The organism is Wolbachia endosymbiont of Wuchereria bancrofti, from assembly GCF_002204235.2.
GTDB lineage: Bacteria > Pseudomonadota > Alphaproteobacteria > Rickettsiales > Anaplasmataceae > Wolbachia.
On sequence record NZ_NJBR02000025.1, the window covers coordinates 18,073 to 29,686 of the forward strand.

General features: G+C 34.7%; 13 protein-coding genes. 6 read left to right on the plus strand and 7 right to left on the minus strand.

Going from position 1 to position 11,614, the window contains the following annotated elements:
• Window positions 1-29: 29 nt before the first annotated feature.
• The 3 genes from CCY16_RS01630 to ispH all read right to left on the minus strand — a co-directional run bounded on the left by CCY16_RS01630 (window position 30) and on the right by ispH (window position 3,927).
• The gene (locus tag CCY16_RS01630; RefSeq protein WP_088414466.1) at window positions 30-1,307 is read right to left on the minus strand and encodes an APC family permease; all 1,278 of its coding nucleotides are present in this window, start codon (window positions 1,305-1,307) and stop codon (window positions 30-32) included.
• A 101-nt stretch (window positions 1,308-1,408) separates the two neighbouring features.
• Window positions 1,409-2,683, minus strand: a complete 1,275-nt coding sequence (locus tag CCY16_RS01635; protein WP_088414468.1) for an APC family permease — start codon at window positions 2,681-2,683, stop codon at window positions 1,409-1,411.
• A gap of 314 nt (window positions 2,684-2,997) precedes the next feature.
• Complete coding sequence (gene ispH, locus CCY16_RS01640) at window positions 2,998-3,927, minus strand: 4-hydroxy-3-methylbut-2-enyl diphosphate reductase (RefSeq protein ID WP_088414470.1); 930 nt, start codon at window positions 3,925-3,927, stop codon at window positions 2,998-3,000.
• A 197-nt stretch (window positions 3,928-4,124) separates the two neighbouring features.
• Here ispH and CCY16_RS06015 point away from each other — a divergent pair, with 197 nt between their 5' ends.
• The 3 genes from CCY16_RS06015 (at window position 4,125) to CCY16_RS06025 (ending at window position 5,512) form a co-directional block, all read left to right on the plus strand.
• Complete coding sequence (locus tag CCY16_RS06015) at window positions 4,125-4,523, plus strand: hypothetical protein (RefSeq protein WP_245800705.1); 399 nt, start codon at window positions 4,125-4,127, stop codon at window positions 4,521-4,523.
• A 443-nt stretch (window positions 4,524-4,966) separates the two neighbouring features.
• Window positions 4,967-5,104, plus strand: coding sequence for a hypothetical protein (locus CCY16_RS06020; RefSeq protein WP_245800706.1), 138 nt, complete (start codon window positions 4,967-4,969; stop codon window positions 5,102-5,104).
• Between the two features lie 159 nt (window positions 5,105-5,263).
• Window positions 5,264-5,512, plus strand: coding sequence for a penicillin-binding transpeptidase domain-containing protein (locus CCY16_RS06025; RefSeq protein ID WP_245800709.1), 249 nt, complete (start codon window positions 5,264-5,266; stop codon window positions 5,510-5,512).
• 3 nt (window positions 5,513-5,515) lie between these two features.
• Here CCY16_RS06025 and CCY16_RS01650 read toward each other — a convergent pair whose 3' ends face one another.
• A complete protein-coding gene (locus tag CCY16_RS01650; protein WP_088414472.1) occupies window positions 5,516-5,863 on the minus strand; it encodes a hypothetical protein in 348 nt (115 codons plus the stop codon).
• A gap of 129 nt (window positions 5,864-5,992) precedes the next feature.
• On the minus strand, window positions 5,993-6,685 hold the full coding sequence (gene elbB, locus CCY16_RS01655; protein ID WP_088414474.1) for an isoprenoid biosynthesis glyoxalase ElbB: 693 nt from the start codon (window positions 6,683-6,685) through the stop codon (window positions 5,993-5,995).
• 221 nt (window positions 6,686-6,906) lie between these two features.
• Here elbB and CCY16_RS06030 point away from each other — a divergent pair, with 221 nt between their 5' ends.
• The 3 genes from CCY16_RS06030 (at window position 6,907) to CCY16_RS06035 (ending at window position 7,777) form a co-directional block, all read left to right on the plus strand.
• A complete protein-coding gene (locus CCY16_RS06030; protein ID WP_245800707.1) occupies window positions 6,907-7,128 on the plus strand; it encodes a hypothetical protein in 222 nt (73 codons plus the stop codon).
• Between the two features lie 94 nt (window positions 7,129-7,222).
• Window positions 7,223-7,351: a hypothetical protein gene (locus CCY16_RS06635; RefSeq protein ID WP_281250495.1), complete on the plus strand. Its 129-nt coding sequence runs from the start codon at window positions 7,223-7,225 to the stop codon at window positions 7,349-7,351.
• Window positions 7,352-7,636: 285 nt separating this feature from the next.
• Window positions 7,637-7,777: a hypothetical protein gene (locus CCY16_RS06035; RefSeq protein WP_245800708.1), complete on the plus strand. Its 141-nt coding sequence runs from the start codon at window positions 7,637-7,639 to the stop codon at window positions 7,775-7,777.
• A 121-nt stretch (window positions 7,778-7,898) separates the two neighbouring features.
• Here the strand turns inward: CCY16_RS06035 and ffh are convergent, their stop codons facing one another.
• Together ffh and CCY16_RS01670 are read right to left on the minus strand one after the other, a co-directional pair.
• Complete coding sequence (gene ffh / locus CCY16_RS01665; RefSeq protein ID WP_088414476.1) at window positions 7,899-9,242, minus strand: signal recognition particle protein; 1,344 nt, start codon at window positions 9,240-9,242, stop codon at window positions 7,899-7,901.
• Window positions 9,227-10,777, minus strand: coding sequence for a proton-conducting transporter transmembrane domain-containing protein (locus tag CCY16_RS01670; RefSeq protein ID WP_088414478.1), 1,551 nt, complete (start codon window positions 10,775-10,777; stop codon window positions 9,227-9,229). Before CCY16_RS01670 ends, ffh begins: the two co-directional genes overlap by 16 nt.
• Window positions 10,778-11,614: the final 837 nt, after the last annotated feature.

Sequence of the window (11,614 nt, forward strand, 5' to 3'; positions counted from 1 at the left end):
AAATATTTTAAGAGCATCTGGTATAATATTTATTGTGCGGAAGCTCTGCGGTACCAAAATAAATAAAGAGGTATACCACTCGTGGTAAATAAGCTTGCAATTAACAAGGTATTTATAGAAGTTTCAAGTATTACCCAGCAACAAAAGGTTGTTGCTATACTGCCAGTTAAAAGCTTGTGATAATTTCTCTCCTTTATAACAACCTTTAGAAAAGCAAGACTGCATGCAAGGTAGACAAATAAAAATGAAACTACAGAGAAGTCGATAATCGATGTAATCTGCTGAGCAAAATTGTTATTTGAAGTGAGGATTAGTAAAATTGCAGTTCCAGATGAGCTGGTTGTTATTCCCCAAAAAGGGGATCCATGTTCATTCCTTTTAGCAAAGAGTTGTGGCATCAGTCTATCTTTTGCAAGACCAAAAGCAACTTGTCCGCTAGATAAGACCCAGGCGTTTAAACTGCCAACACAGAAAACGAATGCAACTATAGAAATAATCAAATGCCAATTACCAGAAAACATGATTTTTATTGCATCAACGTATGGCGCTCTTGAGTTTGCTAGGTCATTACCGTTTATTAACCCCATGATTGCAAAGTTGTTGATAAAATATATGATAGCAACACAGATTGTTCCAAGTACTACAGCTCTTGGTATAGTTTTTGCTGGATTGTTGACTGATCCTGCAGGTGCTGTCGCCAATTCAACTCCAACGAAACACCATAAAGTCAGGAGTGTAGAACGAGCGAGGATCTGTGATGTTGTAAGACTTGACATTTCTTTACTTATGATGAAATTGTTTCTATTGAAAAAAAACAGTGCTATTATAGGTATTACAAGCAATACGGCGATTTTTATAACCGTCAATAGAGACTCAACGCATCCAGCGGTCGCTACTCCTCTTAAGTTTATTAATGTAATAATTGTAAATAATAACAGTTCTAAAAACAAATGTATATTTTTGATATCCTCATGAAGAAATGGCGTAAGGTAGCCAACACCTACAACTATCAAAGCTGTTGTGCTAACCCATGAGATTACCCAATATGTCCAACCAACAAAGAAGGCTGCAGTAGGGCCAAAAGCATGTTTTACATAAACGTGAGGACCTCCAGTTTCTGGAAACTTTGCACATAGTGTAGCAAAAACTAGAGCAAGAGACACAGCACCAAGTCCTGATATCGCCCAGCTTATGAGGCTATAAGTGCTGTATGGTGCAAGGCTAATCGGCAGCATAAAAATCCCAGAGCCAATTTGACTACTGATTACTAAAGCAAAAACAGCCAAAAAACCTATTTTATTTGACACAATACCTCTTAATTCTATTAGTGTAAGTCAGTAGTATAATCTGATTCCCAAGAATTTTAATAAATAAAAAATTATGTTTTTAAGTTAAGCTTTTAGGAAGATCACTTTGTAGGCTTGCGGTACCAAAGTAGATAGGTGGGTGTGCCGCTTAAAGGGAATAAGCTTGCAATTAACAAGGTGTTTATAGGAGTCTCATATATTATCCAACAGCAAAAAAGTACAGCTACGCCCCCAATTAGAAATTTATAGTAGTTTTTTTCCTGTATGATGACCTTGAGGAAAGCAAGACAACATGTTAAGTAGACAAATAAAAATGAAACTACAGAGACATCAATTATTGAAGTTACTTGCTTGGCAAAATTTTTGCTCGATATTAGAACGAGTAAAGCTAATATTCCCAGTGTATTGATTATGATTCCACAAAAGGGGGCGCCGTACTTGTTTCTTTTAGCAAAAAATTGCGGCATTAACTTATCTTTTGCAAGGCCTAAAGCAACTTGTCCATCGGCTAAGAACCAAGCGTTTAGACTACTTACGGAAACAATGAAAGCAACAATGGAAATGATTAAGTACCAATTACCAGGTAAAATTATTTTTATCACATCAGCGTATGGTGCTTTTGAGTTAGCTAAGTGATTGCCATTAATCAATCCCATAATTGCAAGGCTATTGATGAAGTATATGATAGCAACAAAGACCGTGCCAAATACTATGGCTCTTGGAATTGTTTTGCTTGGATTTTCAACTGATCCTGCAGATGCTGTTACTATTTCAAGTCCAATAAAGCACCATAAAGTAAGAAGTGTGGAACGGGCAAAAGCTTGAGATATTGTGAGGTTTGATATTTCCTCGCTTACGACAAAGTTATTTCTATCAAAAAGAAGTAATGCCGCTATGGGTACTGCAAACAGCACGGTAATTTTGACAATCATCAATAGAAGCTCAACATGTCCGACAGTAGTTATCCCTCTTAAGTTTGTTAGCATGATAGCTAAGGTTAATGCTATTTCTAAAAACAGACGTGTATTTTGTATATTATTGTGAAAAAGCGGAGCTAGGTAGCCAATACTTGCAACTATTACAGCTGTTGAACTAACCCACGAACTTGCCCAATATGTCCAGCCAACAAAGAAAGCTGCTGTAGGGCCAAAAGCATGCTTCACATAAACATGAGGACCACCAGTTTCTGGAAATTTCGCGCAGAGCAATGCAAAAACTAAAGCAAGAAGTATAGCACCTAACCCTGATACTGCCCAACTTATAAGGCTGTAAGTACCGTATGGTGCAAGGCTAATTGGAAGCATGAAAATTCCAGAGCCGATTTGACTACTAATCACTAAGGCAAAAATAGCCAAGAAACCTATTTTGTTTGGCACAATAACTTTTAATTTTTTTATCTAAATATATTAATAATATAACTGAAGCTCAGAAACTTCAATCGATCTTTTATGAAAGCTTGCATTTTTCAATTACTATAATTAGGTACGGCCAAAAAGTTGGGAGGATACCTATGAAGCAGAAATTAAGAGAGTTAATTACAGATAATGATATAAGGGAAGCAGTAAATGTTGTGATAGATAGAATAGGGTTCTTCATATAGAGGGGTCTATACCTATAGCTAAGTGTGTAGCTCCCTATTTGGGTAGCCTATTATTCGAGGCCGTGACCAATCTTGTAAGTAAGATATACTTTAGACTAAATGCGGTATTTTAAACTGAACATTTTCGGTGACTCTATCTGACATAACTGAAACTTTTGTATTCACGTTTATTTTTAAATGGTTTATTAATTCGTCAACTAATATGTCAGGAGCGGAGGCACCTGCAGTAATTCCTATCTTTTCTATGCCCTGCAACCAACTTTTGTCCATATAGCTGTAATTGTCGATTAAGTAAGCTCTTTTTCCTCTGGCAGTGCATAGATCTAACAAGCGATTTGAGTTCGAACTATTTTTACTTCCTATAATTAGCACTATGTCTACAATTTCAGTTAATTTTTTGACAGCATTCTGCCTATTTTGTGTTGCATAACATATATCTTTTAAGTTGGGGCCTGTAATGTTTGGAAATCTGAGCTTTAGGGCAGTAATGATTTCGCGGGTATCGTCGGTGCTTAACGTGGTTTGTGTAACATAAGATAAATTATCTGGATTTTTAACCTTTAAATCACGTACATTCTGTAGGGTTTGCACTAAAACTATGGGATTATTCACTCTTCCTCTGATTCCCTTAACTTCTGGGTGGTTTTTATGTCCAATTAATATTAATTCTTTACCACTATCTTCATACCTTTTTGCTTCTTTATGTACTTTACTAACCAGGGGGCATGTTGCATCAATCACTTGAATGCCCTTTCTTTTTGCTTTGTCTTCTATATTTTTTGACACTCCGTGTGCACTGAAGATCAATATTCCTCTATTGTCCTTGATGTCCCCGATGCTGTTCACAAAAACCACGCCTTGTCTCTTAAAGTCCTCTACTATATATTTATTATGGACGATTTCGTGCAGCACATAGACTTTGCGTTTATTTCGATATTTTTCTAAAGTGATAGCTAATATGTCTACAGCTCTTTTGACTCCCGCACAAAAACCACGCGGTTCAGCTAAAATGATTTCCATTTTTTTAAATCGAGTAAGTATGCAAACATTGCTTAAAAATAGCTCCGCTCACTGTGCTTTATAGTACCATCATTTGTATTTTATATAATAATTATTTTTCGTATATTCTCTTTAATTTTTGGTCAGTTTAGTGCTGTAGAGGATTTAAAAAGGGTACTAAGGCATACAGGCAGCCTAATATTTTAGATAGGAATGGAGTGGTAATAGCAACAAAATGTGCCACAACATCACTATATATAGATCCGACCAAAGTGAAAAATCTGGAAGGTATAGCAGCGCAACTGTGTTCTGTTTTTAATGACCTTGAGTACGAAAACTGTGTAAAATACTCACTTAAAAAAGAAACTTACTTGGATAAAACGGCATTTAATTTCAAAAGAGTGCTAGCGGTCAAAAGCACCGGTGTGCGGGAAGTAAATTTTTGCGACAATGTAAAATGTGTATACCCACACAGTAATTTGTTTTCACATGTGCTTGGCTACTCTGATATAGATGGCAAGGGCATTGCTGGAGTTGAGGCATACATAAATAATACTGGAATCCAGCCTCACGCTACTCAAATGACACCTGGTGAGTATGTTCAACTAATCCCTTAATACACGAGTGCAAAGTATAGTACATGAAGAACTAACTAAGGCTGTAAATGGGTGTCAGGTACTTGGTGGAGTAGGACTTGTTTTAAATATGAAAAATAAGCGAGATCATTTCAATGGTCAGCTTGCCTGATTTTAATTCTGATCTGCAGAATAAAGCGAAAAAGAAGTACAAAAGTTTAGTCTCGTTAGTCTTGGAGTGTATGAGATGGGATTAGTGCTAAAATTTTTTACAATAGCTGCAATGCTTGATGCAAACGTTGTAAAAACTAGTCATTTGTATGATGTATCAAAGCCAATCACAATTGGAAAGTATAAAATTTAGGATTTTCATAAATCTGAAGTCAAAAAAATTACTAAGATGTATTTGTGAAATCGTCCAACTTAGTGCAGCAAAAATTGCAGCCGAGTTAGGTACTGAGAAGCAAATAGAATACTTTAAAACTATGAAACTATTTTCTCCTTTGAAAATAGAAATACTAGAAAAATCTACACCAATGACCCCGGATAAATGGAGTGAAAGCACTTTAATAACCGGCATCTTGCGGTTATGGAAAGCTGTAACCCCGATCTATCTTGTATAGACTGCAGCCGCATTAATCAACGGTAGGATATTTCACAATGCAACTTTGATATTAAATAAAAGAAGTATAGGAGAGCAAATTGTTGCAAGAAGCACTTACTGAGAAGTAAGAAAATTATTATGTGCAGCAGTAACAGATGGGACAGATAGGAGAGCAAGCATAAAAACGTATTTGATAGGAGATAAAACTGTATCAGCAGAAAAAGTTGTAAATGGTCAATACAACAAGAATGCAAACATAGCATCATTTATAGGAGTGCTAACTACAGTTAACCCAAGATATATAGTGCTAATTGTTATTGATGAACCTCAAGGCATACACCACACCGGAGGAATAATCACTGCACCTGTAGCTAAGAATGTTATAAATAAAATAGCACCTATACTAAATGTTACATCTGGGATGTAAGAATTATAATTTCTTTATTAAAATTTTAAGTTTATAATCTTGTTCATTTTTATCGATACAAAGGAACCCATCTTTTGTTGCGCTGCAATTTTCAGGGGCGATGTCTAAATTGATTTTTTTGCCACTGTCATCCATACTCAAATGAACCCTTGGTTCAAAAAAGTCAATTATGTTAGCCTCAAATTTCTTTGTTATCTTTCTATCCGGAGAAACCAGATTAAATTCCCGAATATTGCTTAGGTCAATATTTCCTATATAATTACTACACCCACTGTCCGTGCAATATGAACTCTCAACTATATAGCCTTCACTTGGAACTTCTGTAAAAAAATTCCATAAATCACTTGACATATAAAATACCCTTAATATTTACCAATTGAAGAAGTATATATACTTTTTAAGTATATGTAACCATAATACATCTCAAAATACAAAGTTCAACAGTTAATTGTGTGAGAGATATAAATTGCTAATGGCTACTTAAGTCCTTTTATTAGTTTTTTTCACCATGCTGTCAATCATGTGTTTTATTCCTTGATATACAGAATATGTACTTTCGTCTCTACGCATATAAGCAGAACAGGAAAACACATTATGTTCTTCATCTTCTATTGATAACCCTGTGTCACATTTTATGTGCTCACCACCTAGCTTTTCTATCAACTTTTCTCTGTCATCTCCTATAGTAACCTTAATCTTACTTTCTCCTTTACTTGTTTTGCTACTTAAAATAGAAACAATTATTGCTGGAGATATACATATAGCTCCTATTGGTTTTTTTGTAGCAAAAAATTCTGAAACTAATCTTTCAAACTCGGGTATTACTGTTACTACTTCTTTATCTTCAGCTAAGTCAGATAGATTTTTTGCAACTCCATATCCACCAGGTACAACTAACATGTCAAAATCTTCGGCTTTAGCTTCTTTTAGGTCACATATTTCGCTTCTTGCAATTCTTGCTGCTTCCACGAGTACATTTCTTTTTTCTTTTACTGCTTCTGTTGTTTTATGGTTCACAACTTGTGTAATATTGATATCAGGTGCAAAGCATTTGACCTCCACTTCCTGCTGATCAAGTACAAGCAGACTTAAAACCACTTCTCTCACTTCTGCACCATCAAGATGACCGCATCCTGATAAAACCACAGCAGCTTTTAATTTTTTTTCACCCATATAGTACCTTGATTTCATATAATTTAGGTATTGTAATACAAATTCTATGTTTGGAAAGGGGTAATTATATTAATTGTTTTGTATTAGTTGTAATACAATTAATATATATAATTAGACATACTTATAATTGATGGAGTTTAATATGACGCCTGAAAAGGGAGAAGAACCTTTATTAGAGTAAGGTAAACTAAAAGAAACTGTTTCGAGTATAATAAAAATAATTGCACAATCCTCACAGGGGAAAAAAGCAGTTATTTGAAGCTCTATCAGAACAAGTTGGAAAGATGGATTTTAATAGCTTGGGTTTAGCAATTGATTGCCAAGGTTTGCAGAAGGAAGTGAATAAAAAATTATTTATAAAATTGATTGAAGGAGCACTTATAAAATCCAACTTTTTAAAAAACCAACTTAGAGGTAATAGAGGATATTCTAAAATCTGTTGAACATGAGGCGATAAGTAATATTATAAATAGTAATAAAGGCCCGTTAGATAATCTTAACTATTTTAAATCAGCATCTGCAAATGAAAAAATTGCAATGGCTTCTGCTGGAGTAGTATTAAAAGTGACGTTTTCTCCACTTGTTGTGTTTGCCACATTAATAATGCTTGTAGCTGTTAGAGCGGATTATATAGGGATAAGGATAGGAAAAGCTGTGAAAAAATAAAGGAATGGGTGATTGAAGTAGGGAAGGCGATGAAAAATTTACTTAAAGATTTTATCAATCAATTACCTGAAGTTCGAGTAAGAGAGAATAATTTCGGTAGGTTGTATAGGGAGTTGTCTAAATCTATTTATGGATACTGGTGAGTCAGAGAAAGAAGGTAAGCTAAAGAATGCTCGGAATAAGGCAAAGGTAATAGAAATGCTTCAAAACAAGGGATAACAGTCGGCTATAAAAGAGTTAATAAAGGATGGAACCATTGATTTTCCAAAGGAAGAAGAGAATATTATGGACAGACTTGTAAAAAAAGGTTATAGTACTTATGAGAAGAATAATATGGCAGTACTTAAGGAGCTTATGGAAAATTTTCTACCCGCAATTATGGCCATTGTTAACAACATAGAAGAGGTAAAAGAAAAAGTTAATTAGAAGGTAAGAACGAAGCCACTTTCTACAATAGAGAGTCCAAGTTCTAAGTGAGGGGTACAAGAGGACAATTCAAGCACTAATGGCTTTGTTGCATATTCATTAACACCAAAAAAAAGCTGTTCTACTTCCTGCTTAGTATATCCATTAAGTCAGATTCTTTGAATTTGCTGTGGTCAACTTTGCTGAATTTGTTAACCATTGCGCTCATTTGATCATATTGCTTAATTAAAAGATTGACATCCGGTACTCTTGTACCAGAGCCCTTCGCGATTCTAAGCCTCCTCTTGCCATTTAAAATATCCGGATCTTGCCTTTCTTTTTCAGTCATCGAATTTATGATAGCTATATATTTTTTCACTTTACTATCATCGGGCACTCCGCTACTTAGCTTTTTTGTAAACGAACTTGGAATGAATTTCATTATATTGCTGATACCATCCATTTTTTTTAGTGTTTTTAACATTCTTACCAAGTCATTTAAGTCAAGTCTGCCTTTTTTTACTTTCTTTTGTAGTTTGTCAAATTCTTCCTGACCAACGATTTCGGCAGCTCTTTCAACCAATGAGATAACATCACCCATGTCGAGTATCCTTTTTGCAATTCTATCGGGGTAAAAATCATCAAGGTCGCTTAGCTTTTCACCGCAAGCAATGAACTTAATTGGGCAGTTAGTCACCATTTTCATAGAAAGGGCAGCGCCGCCACGTGCATCACCATCAACACGGGTGAGAATAATACCGGTTACACCTATTGTTTCGTTAAATGATTTGGCTATGTTTACTGCATCCTGACCAATCATCGCATCGGCTACTAAAATAACTTCTGCAGGTGAAGCTATTTTCTTCACAGCTTTCAACTCATTCATCATATTGTCGTCTATGTGAAGTCTACCCGCGGTATCTAGTATCAGCACATCATAATTATCGTTTTTTGCTGCCGCCAGTGCCCTTTTTGTAATTGCAATAGGCTTCTCATCCATTACTGTGGATAAAGTTTGTATATCTATTTGTTTCCCAAGCACTTCAAGTTGTTTCTGGGCAGCAGGCCTGTAAATGTCCAAAGAGGCAAGCATCACTTTTTTCTTTTGTTTTTTTAGCTTTAAAGCAAGCTTTCCTGAGGTGGTTGTTTTACCTGCACCTTGCAAGCCCACCATCATAATCACAGCAGGAGGGTTGGCTCCTAGATTTAGATCACTTTTCTCCAGTCCAAGAATTGCAATTAAATTATCCTGCACGACTTTGATTATCATTTGTGCAGGAGAAACGCTTTTTATGACTTTTTCTCCTATTGCTTTATCTTTAATGTCGTTGATAAATTTTTTTGCGACTTCAAGAGAAACATCAGCTTCAATTAAAGCTATGCGTATTTCACGTATAGCAAGGTTGAAGTCATCTTCAGAAACAATAGACTTTCCCTTGAGCTTATTAAATACAGAATTTAAACTTTCGGTTAATGATTTAAACATAGCAGCACTAACAGAATACTCATCAAAAAAAGAGAAGAAGCTGAAATAAAACTCACTGAATTATAACTTAGCACTTCTTTAAGTTTATTGGCATTATTAAAGTATAAATTAGTGAGTGAATTAGTCAAGTTTTGCAGTGCACCAGCGGACATTTTCCTCATTTTGAAAATTAATTTATTGAACAGTGAAACAACATAGGGTATGGGAACTCTAAAAATCCAATCGATATCCATTTTAAAATTTATTCTTGGCAAAAATAACTTACGTAAAGGAATAAATAGCAAAGTAGCACATAGTAGTAAATTAAGTTGTGACCAGATGTTTTTTGTGTTGTACGCAAGATTAAAAATTGAGGGCTTATTGTAAATAGGCAAGTAAGGATTGCCAGCGATCACGCATGTAAATGCTAAAATAATCATGGCTACCCCGCCCCCCTTCTCTGCTAAAAGTTTTGACCTGCTTTTGGTAATGAATATATAATAAAGAAACTTGAGCCCCACACTTAAATAAAGTGATAAATTCAAAATCTTGTGTAAGTTTTTATATAATTCTAAGTTAGTACCATTCATTTTAATTTCGACTGCAATGTATGATTTGCTGATAAATCCAGCAGTTCCTGGAAATGCAGCCATTGTTAGTATTGCGATCAAAGCATACATTCCTTCCGCTGACATGAATTTACCCACTCTATTAAAATTTACTGCTTTTGTCCGCAAGATAATCGAGTTAGCAACAGCGGTGAGCAATAATTGATAAACAATGGAGAAAATTATGTTAAGTATAAGTAGTGGTATGGCATGTTTTGAATGGCTAAGCAGACTCCCTGTCATAATTAGTATGCCCATTTGTCCTACGACGTTGTAGGCTAAAAATCTACGGATGTTTTGTTCAAGGGAAGTAAATATAATACCATAAATTGCAGTGATAGTGCCCAAGAATGCTAATATTTCAGCGTGATCTTGCCAAAGGTTGTAGGTATGTAAAAGTGCTATTAAAAAAGAAATCTTAGTAGTAAATAGGGAAAGGTATGATGCACCGTGCAATGACGCAGCAGGGTATGCATCAACAACCCAGAATGAAAAAGGAAAACAAGCACAAATTATTAATAAACCCATGATTATTAAATTAGGGTTTTGAATTGCTAACCCTGCTGTTAGTATAATACCGACAAAAAAGTGTACACAAGCGTATCTTGTTGCAGGTCCATTATCTTTGCAGCCAGCTGCGATAATAAAAGATGCGCTGGTGGCCATTAATTCACAGAATATTATAACCAATATTATCTGCTTAGATAATATTGCACATAGTGAACTAATAGTGTAAGCAAAAAAAGATAGCATTTCTGAAAAGCTAAAATTTTTTGCTGGTAAGACAATTAAAAATGCGACTGATAAAAAAGATATTAGTATGATGCGAAAGGATAAATCAAAATTTAGAACTGGATAAGACCAATTTACTGTGACTTCAGGTAGTTTTAGAACTATAACCATTAATATGGTCAGCAGAAATAACAGTGAAGATTTGTAAGGTTGCACGATGATTTAAACTAATGTAGTTTATACTACCTTAATGTATGAGTAAAATCAATTTGCTTGTAATTACTCTTAACTACTAATTAAACTAATTATCATATAATTATATCAGGGTTAAGGGGCTATAGGAGAACGGTCAGATTAGGTTTGTAATCTAACCTGACCGATAGCTTTAATAGTGAGGTAAGCTTTAATATAGCATCCTCGGTTTGTAGTGCTACACTCGTGCACAAATTTAAAACAAATTGTGCACGAGTGTTAGTAGATTATTTACTTTTTGAAATAAAATTTAGCATTAATTTTTTATGGCTAACATAAAATCCTTGCTGTTTTCTGTGTCACCTATATTATAATAGTTATTATAGCATGAAGTTATCAATAATGTATATTTTAGCATAGCAGATACAGAAAAGGATAATGAAATAGCAGCAGTTTGACAGTGTCATTCCAGTGCGCGACGCATAACTGTGCGAACATTGGTTTTGATAGACTAAAATTCGAGTAGCTGATAGGAACGAAAAATTTACTTGACACACTTTGCCAGCTCTCTTAATTATGATAATAGGGCTATTTTATATAACTTTCTAATTTGTGCAGATTAAAATGACAAGAAGATTTTACATTTGGTGTACTGTTGTTTAATTTTTCGCACTATGTATACTGTAAGATTTCTAGGTTAAAAAGCGTTTTAGACATCATTCAACGTCAAATTTTTAAAATTAAAGAGTTAGTAACTAGCTACTACTGGTCTTTTTGTTTTTTTTCTGCTCAGTAAATTTCATAAATATTTAAGCTAAGGTTAGTTACGGTTTAAAAGCAGCTAAAAAGATGTTCTACCCT

What these genes read in the sequence shown, in the direction of transcription:
- ispH (WP_088414470.1), bottom strand. Translation starts at nt 3,927, where the DNA reads ATGGAAATCATTTTAGCTGAACCGCGTGGTTTTTGTGCGGGAGTCAAA.
- CCY16_RS06020 (WP_245800706.1), top strand. Translation starts at nt 4,967, where the DNA reads ATGAAACTATTTTCTCCTTTGAAAATAGAAATACTAGAAAAATCTACA.
- CCY16_RS01650 (WP_088414472.1), bottom strand. Translation starts at nt 5,863, where the DNA reads ATGTCAAGTGATTTATGGAATTTTTTTACAGAAGTTCCAAGTGAAGGC.
- elbB (WP_088414474.1), bottom strand. Translation starts at nt 6,685, where the DNA reads ATGGGTGAAAAAAAATTAAAAGCTGCTGTGGTTTTATCAGGATGCGGT.
- CCY16_RS06635 (WP_281250495.1), top strand. Translation starts at nt 7,223, where the DNA reads ATGGCTTCTGCTGGAGTAGTATTAAAAGTGACGTTTTCTCCACTTGTT.
- CCY16_RS06035 (WP_245800708.1), top strand. Translation starts at nt 7,637, where the DNA reads ATGGACAGACTTGTAAAAAAAGGTTATAGTACTTATGAGAAGAATAAT.
- ffh (WP_088414476.1), bottom strand. Translation starts at nt 9,242, where the DNA reads ATGTTTAAATCATTAACCGAAAGTTTAAATTCTGTATTTAATAAGCTC.